At 63.7% G+C, this 7,853-nt stretch carries 5 protein-coding genes and 1 pseudogene; 5 read left to right on the top strand and 1 reads right to left on the bottom strand.

Translation table 11 applies throughout. The features are described 5' to 3' along the window. Nucleotides 1–5: 5 nt before the first annotated feature. On the bottom strand, nucleotides 6–971 hold the full coding sequence (locus tag AC5J09_RS26385) for a LysR family transcriptional regulator (protein WP_494298901.1): 966 nt from the start codon (nucleotides 969–971) through the stop codon (nucleotides 6–8). A gap of 74 nt (nucleotides 972–1,045) precedes the next feature. Between AC5J09_RS26385 and AC5J09_RS26380 the strand changes: the two genes are divergently transcribed. The 5 genes and pseudogenes from AC5J09_RS26380 (at nucleotide 1,046) to AC5J09_RS26360 (ending at nucleotide 7,743) form a co-directional block, all read left to right on the top strand. Then, nucleotides 1,046–1,279 (top strand): hypothetical protein, encoded by a 234-nt coding sequence (locus tag AC5J09_RS26380; protein ID WP_100672971.1) that lies wholly within the window; start codon nucleotides 1,046–1,048, stop codon nucleotides 1,277–1,279. A 168-nt stretch (nucleotides 1,280–1,447) separates the two neighbouring features. Then, the gene (locus tag AC5J09_RS26375; RefSeq protein ID WP_026168795.1) at nucleotides 1,448–2,020 is read left to right on the top strand and encodes a 5-formyltetrahydrofolate cyclo-ligase; all 573 of its coding nucleotides are present in this window, start codon (nucleotides 1,448–1,450) and stop codon (nucleotides 2,018–2,020) included. Between the two features lie 116 nt (nucleotides 2,021–2,136). After that, nucleotides 2,137–2,961 carry a TIGR00282 family metallophosphoesterase gene (locus tag AC5J09_RS26370; RefSeq protein ID WP_013844839.1) on the top strand — a complete coding sequence of 275 codons (825 nt, stop codon included), beginning with the start codon at nucleotides 2,137–2,139 and terminating at the stop codon, nucleotides 2,959–2,961. 450 nt (nucleotides 2,962–3,411) lie between these two features. Then, nucleotides 3,412–4,569: an efflux RND transporter periplasmic adaptor subunit gene (locus tag AC5J09_RS26365; RefSeq protein ID WP_324762307.1), complete on the top strand. Its 1,158-nt coding sequence runs from the start codon at nucleotides 3,412–3,414 to the stop codon at nucleotides 4,567–4,569. Next, a pseudogene (locus AC5J09_RS26360) lies at nucleotides 4,566–7,743 on the top strand (efflux RND transporter permease subunit). Before AC5J09_RS26365 ends, AC5J09_RS26360 begins: the two are co-directional and overlap by 4 nt. Nucleotides 7,744–7,853: the final 110 nt, after the last annotated feature.

Genomic DNA, 7,853 nt, shown 5'->3' with positions numbered 1-7,853 from the left:
CCTACCTAGTAGGTACCCGGGATCGTAAACTCTCCATCGGTCGTCGTGGATCGCACTTCTTCCCTTTCCTTCTCGCTCGGTGCCCGGAACGCGCGGCGGATTGCATCCGCCATCGCGTCGACCGTCGGCGACCGGTTCCCGCGTCTCGTCCGCAGCACGACATTCGACATATCGATGATGCCGAAGCCATCCGCCTCGGTAAGCTCGCGGCAGCCGGGCGGTATGGTGCTTCGCGACAGGGGCGCAATGGCGAGGCCTGAAACGACGGCGGCGATGAGCCCGCCGCTCGTGCGGCTCACATAGGCGACGCGGTTCTCGATATTCCGGGTCGTCAGGCTGCGCAGGGCCAGGTCGTCGCACCAGCCGCCTTCCGCATAGGTATAGGTCGCGATCGGCAGGGGCTGCCGCAAATGGGTACCATGCTGCTCGGAGGTCGCCCAAACGGTTGGGTTTACCATCAGAACCTCGCTGCGGGTTCGTCCGCCCGGCTCGAAGACGACGGCGATGTCGAGTTCTCCGGCCGCGAGCGCTGCCGAGTTGGCCATGGAGGTTTCCTGACGCACCGTCACTTCGACGCCGGGATGAATGGCCGCGAAAGCGCCGAGCGCCTTCGGCAGGGTGGAGTTGACATATTCCTCGGAAATCCCGATCCGGACGGACCCGTCGAGCGCCGGTGAGCGCATCGCCGCAGCCGTATCGTCGAGAAGGGTAACGATACGGCGTGCATTGTCGACAAGGCGCCGGCCTTCACCGGTCAGTATCACGCCACGCGAATGGCGTTCGAAGAGCGCGGATCCGATGAGATCCTCAAGCCTGCGGATCTGCATGCTGACGGCCGATTGCGTTCGCCGCACCATGTCGGCAGCGCGTGTGACATTGCCGGTGTCGGCCACCGCGAGGAAGGTTCTGAGCAGGTCGCTGTCGAGCGGTGCGGTCATGTCGCTGCCATAAGAAATGCTGATGACAGGCATGGTTGCAATTCATTTGTCACATGTCAAGGACGGCGCAAAGATGGACCTGTCGCAATCCTTCCGAGGTCCTCGCCATGCCCGTTCTGGTCGTCTCAGCACAGCCCGTCAGAAGCTCCTCCCCGCCGCTTGCGACGGCCCTTGCGCGCTGGCGGCTGTGGCTTTCGCTTCGCACGCAATGGGCGCTGGTGAGCCGCCGCGGCGACCGGCACCTTCTGGCAGACGCCGCTATCCCCGCCACGTATCGCCTCGGATGCGAGGAAGACCGGCGCCACCGTGACGCAGTCCGGCATCTGCACTGGATGCTCTGAGGCAACTTCCTTCGAGAATTGGCATCCCTCAGCCATTGTGGCACACGCGCGAGTCGCGAAGTATTGCGAAAGCGGCGCCCGCATGGTTCCGCTTCGGGGTCGTTTTGCGCTATGGCATGGCGTTGAGGTTGATCACCGCGGCAATGTTTGCCCGCAGGGGAAGGTTGGATGTCACCCAAGGATCTGAAAGCAGCTTTGAGGAAGGAGCGCCTGGCGCTCCGCGATGCCATGCCGGCGGAGGCGCGTATCGAGGCGAGCCTTGCCATGGCCGATCATGCGGCCGAGGTCATCGCGCTCGATCCCGGACACGTCGTCTCGGGCTTCTGGCCGATCCGTTCGGAGGCCGACGTCCGGCCGCTGATGGTGCGGCTCAGGGATCGCGGTGCGCGCCTCTGCCTGCCGGTGATCCTGGACAGCAAGGCCATCGTTTTCCGGGAACTGCTCGACGGCATCGCAGTCGTCGAAACCGGCTTCGGCACCACCGGCCCCGGCCCCGATGCGCCGGAAGTCGATCCGGACATCATGCTCGTACCGCTCTCGGCCTTCGATGCCGTGGGCCATCGGATCGGCTATGGCGCCGGCTATTATGATCGGGCGATCGACCGGCTGCGCCGCAAAGGCCACATGCCGCGCCTGATCGGGATTGCATTCGACTGCCAGGAAGTGGCATCAGTGCCGGCTGAACCGCACGACGTGGCGCTGGACGCCGTATTGACGGAGAGCGGTTTTCGGCATTTCTGAGCGGGATGAGGATTTTGCGCGGATTCCGCCACATCCTGCTTAAAATTCATTGAACCGACCACGTGCATGAATTGGAGTCGATCCAGATTGCCTTGGTCCAAGCGGGATTGAACGGCATGCGACTTCTGTTTCTGGGGGATATGGTGGGCAAGACGGGCCGCATGGCCGTCTGGGAGCGCCTCCCGGGACTCGTGAGCGATCTCAAGCTCGACTTCGTCATCGTCAATGGCGAGAACGCTGCCGGCGGATTCGGCATAACCGAAGACATCTTTCTCGAGACGATCAGCGCCGGTGCCGACGTAGTGACCACCGGCAATCACGTCTGGGATCAGAAGGAGGCGGTGGTCTTCTGCGAGCGGCACGATCAGTTCCTGCGGCCGGCAAACTATCCTGCCGGCACGCCGGGTCGCGGCTCCAATCTCTTCTTCGCGCGAAACGGCGCCCGCGTTCTGGTTGCCAATGTCATGGGGCGCGTCTTCATGCATCCCGAGCTCGACGATCCCTTCAAGACGGCCGAGGCGATCCTCGACGCCTGCCCGCTCGGCGAGCAGGCCGATGCAGTCGTCTTCGATTTTCACGCCGAGGCGACGAGCGAGAAGCAATGCTTCGGCCACTTCGTCGACGGGCGTGCCAGCCTGGTGGTCGGCACGCACACCCATGTGCCGACGGCGGACCATCAGATACTCAACGGCGGCACCGGCTATATGAGCGATGCCGGCATGTGCGGCGACTACGACTCGTCCTTGGGGATGGACAAGGAAGAGCCGCTCAACCGCTTCATCTCGAAGATGCCCAAGGGTCGCTTCGAAGCGGCATCCGGCCCGGCGACCATCTGTGGCGTCGGGATCGAGATTTCGGACCGGACGGGGTTGGCGGAAAAGATCGCGCCGCTCAGGATCGGCCCGCGCCTGGCTGAGACGATCCCCCAATTCTGGGTTTGAGCGGCTGGGCTTCCTCCGTCTGCGCATCCATTTCCGGATGCGGGCGCTCTGTTCGGATCTCCTTTTTTCAAGGGTGACAGACCCGCCAAATGGTGGCAGGTTAGCGACCAAAATGAGAGCCGCACCGCACGCGGCCGCTATTCGTAAGTTTCCATGCCAATAATTGAAACGGGATGCGGTCGGAGGCGCTCATACTTTCCCTCATCCCGGCGTACAGCGCCGCGCGTTCCTCAGACGCGCAGAGGTCGCTGCAGCATTTTGATTGCTGCATGTGTCTTCCTTTGACCGAAAACGATCAAGGGAAACATGCAGGTAATGCAGCCGGAGTTCCATAGCGTCGCAGCTCGGTCGGGCGCACAGAGTCGCTGTGGCGCTCCGGTATCCAAAGGCGCCGCACCAATTGCAGTCCCGGTGCCGGCGATCTGACGTTCAGATATCTGGAGAGCGTGCATGTTGCGAAAGTGGCGTCTGCCGGCCATCGCCGGCTTTTTCGTCTCCCTTCTCGTCTCGGTCCCGGCAGGCGCGCAGGATGCGCAGTTGCCGACAGTGACCGTCGCCAAACCGGTCGTGCGCGATGTCGTCGACGCCGACGAATTCATCGGCCGCTTCGAAGCGGTCGACCAGGTCGCGATCCGCGCACGGGTCGGCGGCTATCTCGATCAGGTCTTCTTCACCGACGGCGCCATGGTGAAGAAGGGCGACAAGCTCTTCGTCATAGACCAGCGGCCGTTCCGCACCGCCCTTTCCCAGGCGGAAGCCTCGCTCGAGGCTGCGCGATCGACCCTTGTCTTCGCGGAGACCACGTTCAAGCGAACGGAATCGCTCGCGGAATCGGGCACGCTCTCGGTGTCCAGGCTTGACGACGACCGCCGTGCGCTGCTCGCGGCCCAGGCGAATGTGCGCGGCGCCGAGGCGGCCGTCGAGCGCGCGAAGCTGGATCTGGACTACACGACCATCACGGCGCCGCTGAGCGGACGCGTCGACCGGCGTCTCATTTCCCCCGGCAATCTGGTACAAGCGGACCAGACGGTGCTGACGACGATCGTCTCGCTCGATCCGATCGATTTCTATTTCGACGTCGACGAGCGCCGGCTGCTCTCCTATGCGCGTACGGCTCGGGACCGCGGCAGCGCTTTGCAGGAGGGGGCGGGCTCCATCCCGGTGCTGGTCACGATCGCCGACGCCAACGAGCCGCCGTTCGAGGGCAAGCTCGACTTCGCGGAGAACCGGGTCGACAACCAGACGGGTACGATGCGGGTGCGCGCGCGCCTCGCAAACCCCAAACTGATCCTGCAGCCCGGCCTGTTCGGCCGCGTAGAAGTGGAGGGATCGAACACCTATCGGGCGGTTCTGGTGCCGGACGAGGCAATCGCCGCCGACCAGAACGAACGCATCGTCTACACGGTCGGCGAGGATGGCAGCGTCGCAACCAAACCGGTGCGTCTTGGTCCCAGGCTCCACGGTTACAGGGTCATCCGCAGTGGCTTGACGGGGGAGGAGACGATCGTCGTCAACGGTCTCATGCGCGTCCGTCCGGGCGTGAAGGTCAAGCCCGAGCTCATCGTCCTGCCCCCCGAGGCCGCGCAATCGGCGGAGAATGCCCAATGAGGTTCGCGCATTTCTTTGTCGACAGACCGATCTTCGCGTCGGTGCTTTCGATCGTTCTGCTGATCGTCGGCAGCATCGCCTATTTCCAGCTTCCGGTGGCGCAGTATCCGGAGATCGCGCCGCCTACCATCGTCGTGCGCGCCTCCTATCCGGGCGCGGATGCGGAGACCGTAGCCAATACCGTTGCCACCCCGCTCGAGCAGGAGATCAACGGCGTGGAGAACATGCTCTACATGTCCTCCTATGCCACCGCTGACGGCTCGATGGCGCTGACGATCACCTTCAAGCTCGGGACCGATCTCGATCAGGCGCAGGTGCTGGTGCAGAACCGTGTCTCGATCGCCGAGCCCCGGCTTCCCGAGGAAGTCCGGCGCATCGGCGTAACCACGACGAAGAGCTCGCCGGACCTGATGATGGTCGTTCATCTGCTTTCGCCGAACGACCGCTATGACCAGCTTTATGTTTCCAACTACGCCCGCACGCGCATTCGCGACATATTGGTCCGGCTGGACGGAGTCGGCGACGTTCTTCTGTTCGGCGAGCGTGAATATGCGCTGCGCATCTGGCTCGACCCGCAGAAGCTCTCCGCCTACGGCATGACTGCAGGCGATGTCGTCTCCGCGCTGCGCGAGCAGAACGTCCAGGTCTCGGGCGGATCCATCGGCGGTCCGCCGATGTCGAGCGACAGCGCCTTCCAGTATACGGTGACCACCGACGGCCGCTTCAGCGACGCTCGCCAGTTCCGCTACGTCATCGTCAAAGCGACCGAAGAAGGCAGGCTCGTCCAGTTGCAGGACGTCGCCCGCATCGAACTCGGTGCGCGCGAATACGTGACCAACAGCTATCTCAACGGCAGCCCCGCCGTCGCGCTCGGCATCTTCTCCCGCCCCGGCAGCAATGCGCTCGCTGCGGCCGACGCGATCCAGGCGACGATGACCGAACTTTCGCGGGACTTTCCCGAAGGGCTCGAATACAGGATCATCTACAATCCGACGGAATTCATCTCGGAATCCATCGACGAGGTCTACAAGACGATCGGGGAAGCCGCGCTCCTCGTCGCTCTGGTCGTGATCGTGTTCCTGCAGTCGTGGCGCACGGCGATCATTCCGATCGTCGCCATCCCCGTTTCGCTCGTCGGCACATTCGCGCTTCTCTATGCCTTCGGCTTTTCACTGAACATGCTGACGCTGTTCGGCCTGGTTCTCGCGATCGGCATCGTGGTCGACGACGCTATCGTCGTTGTCGAGAACGTCGAGCGCAACCTTGCGCGCGGGATGACACCGCGAGAGGCGGCGCATGTGACGATGGACGAGGTGGGCGCCGCGGTCATCGCGATTCTCGCTCGTCCTGACGGCAGTGTTCGTGCCGACCGCGTTCATTCCGGGTATTGCCGGGCAGTTCTACCTGCAATTTGCGGTGACGATCGCAGTCGCGACGGTGATCTCCGCGGTCAATTCCCTGACGCTCTCGCCGGCGCTTGCCGCAATCCTGTTGCGGCCGCACGAGAACCACGAGCATGAGAGCCGCAATCCCTTCACGCGGCTCGGCCGCGGTTTTGCCAACGGCTTCAACCGCGGCTTCGACCGCATGGCCGATGGCTATGCATGGACGGTGCGCCACCTCGTCAGGACGCGGATCGCGTTAGCCGGGGCGCTCGTCGTCTTCGTCGCCCTGCTCGGAGCCACCTGGTACATGGCGCAGGTCGTGCCTCGCGGCTTCATACCCACGATGGACCAGGGCTATGCCATCGTCGTCATTCAGCTTCCGGACGGTGCCTCTCTCGAGCGCACCGATAAGGTCGTCCGGCGGGCCTCGGAGATTATCCGGGAGGTACCCGGCGTAAAGGATGCGGTCGCCTTTGCCGGTTTCAACGGCGCGACCTTCACCAATGCATCCAATTCCGGCGTGATATTCACGCCCTTCGACAGCTTCGAAGAACGCCTCGAGCAAAAGCAGAGTGCGGAACAGATCATCGGCCAGATCTTCGGTGCGATGCAAGGCATTCAGGAGGCTTTCATCATCGCCGTTCCGCCACCCTCCGTGCGAGGCATCGGCAATTCGGGCGGCTTCAAGATGCAGATCATGGACCGCCAGAGCGCCGACATGCGCCGGGCGCTCGGGCTCGCCCATCAGATGATGGGAGCGGCCAACCAGACGGAGGGGCTGACCGGCGTCTTCACCACCTTCACGGCCTCCAGCCCGCAATTCTTCCTGGCGATCGATCGCGACAAGGCGCGGGCGCTGAACGTGCCGATTCCCAATATTTTCGAGACACTCTCGATCAATCTGGGGACGTCCTACGTCAACGATTTCAACGCCTTCGGCCGCGTCTATCAGGTCCGTGCCCAAGCCGACCAGCAATTCCGGCTGGAGCGGGAGGACATACTTGCGCTTAAGGTACGCTCCGCCTCGGGCGCCCTGGTGCCGCTCGGCACGCTCGTCGAGATCCGCGATACGAGCGGACCGGCGCTCGTCCAGCGCTACAACATGTATGTCTCGGTCCCCGTTCAGGGCAATCCGGCGCCGGGCGTTTCGACGGGCAGCGCCCTCGACAAGATGGAAGCGCTTGCAGGTCAGATCCTGCCGCAGGGCACCACCTTCGAATGGACGGAACTCGCTTTGCAGGAGCGCCAGACCGGCAACACTGCGGTCTTCATCTTCGCGCTTTCGGTGGTCTTCGTTTTCCTGGCGCTCTCTGCGCAATACGAAAGCTGGGTGCTGCCGCTGGCCATCATCCTGATCGTGCCGCTTGCCGTGCTCGCTGCGCTTCTCGGCGTTTCGATCCGGGGCTTCGACAACAATGTGCTGACCCAGATCGGGCTTATCGTCCTGATCGGTCTTGCCGCGAAGAACGCGATCCTCATCGTGGAATTCGCCCGCCAGGGCGAGGAGGAGGGCAAGACGCCGATCGAGGCGGCGATCGATGCGAGCCGGCTCAGGCTGCGGCCGATCCTGATGACCGCTTTCGCCTTCATCCTCGGCGTCGTGCCGCTGGTCATCGCCACGGGACCCGGCGCCGAAATGCGCCAGTCGCTCGGCACGGCGGTCTTTGCCGGCATGCTCGGGGTCACCGTCCTCGGCCTGTTCCTGACGCCGGTCTTCTATGTGGCCCTGCGCTCATTGCGGCGCAAGCGTGCACCGGCTGCCGCGCCGGCGCCGGCGCCGGGGGAGTGAAGAGACCAGTGCATCGGCAATGACGCAATTGTGAGCGGCCGCCGGTCGTTAGACGCTGGACGCGATCGCGGCCTTGAATGATCCTGCGTGCCGCCCGGCATGAGCAGCAA

It is taken from the genome of Sinorhizobium sp., assembly GCF_059070375.1.
The sequence above is the reverse complement of the archived record's forward strand: the minus strand, read 5'-3'. Positions and strand labels throughout refer to the sequence as shown.

Bases quoted from the DNA above. Each gene is read 5' to 3' on its own strand.
- AC5J09_RS26370 (WP_013844839.1), top strand. From the start codon at position 2,137: ATGCGACTTCTGTTTCTGGGGGATATGGTGGGCAAGACGGGCCGCATG.
- AC5J09_RS26380 (WP_100672971.1), top strand. From the start codon at position 1,046: ATGCCCGTTCTGGTCGTCTCAGCACAGCCCGTCAGAAGCTCCTCCCCG.
- AC5J09_RS26385 (WP_494298901.1), bottom strand. From the start codon at position 971: ATGCCTGTCATCAGCATTTCTTATGGCAGCGACATGACCGCACCGCTC.
- AC5J09_RS26365 (WP_324762307.1), top strand. From the start codon at position 3,412: ATGTTGCGAAAGTGGCGTCTGCCGGCCATCGCCGGCTTTTTCGTCTCC.
- AC5J09_RS26375 (WP_026168795.1), top strand. From the start codon at position 1,448: ATGTCACCCAAGGATCTGAAAGCAGCTTTGAGGAAGGAGCGCCTGGCG.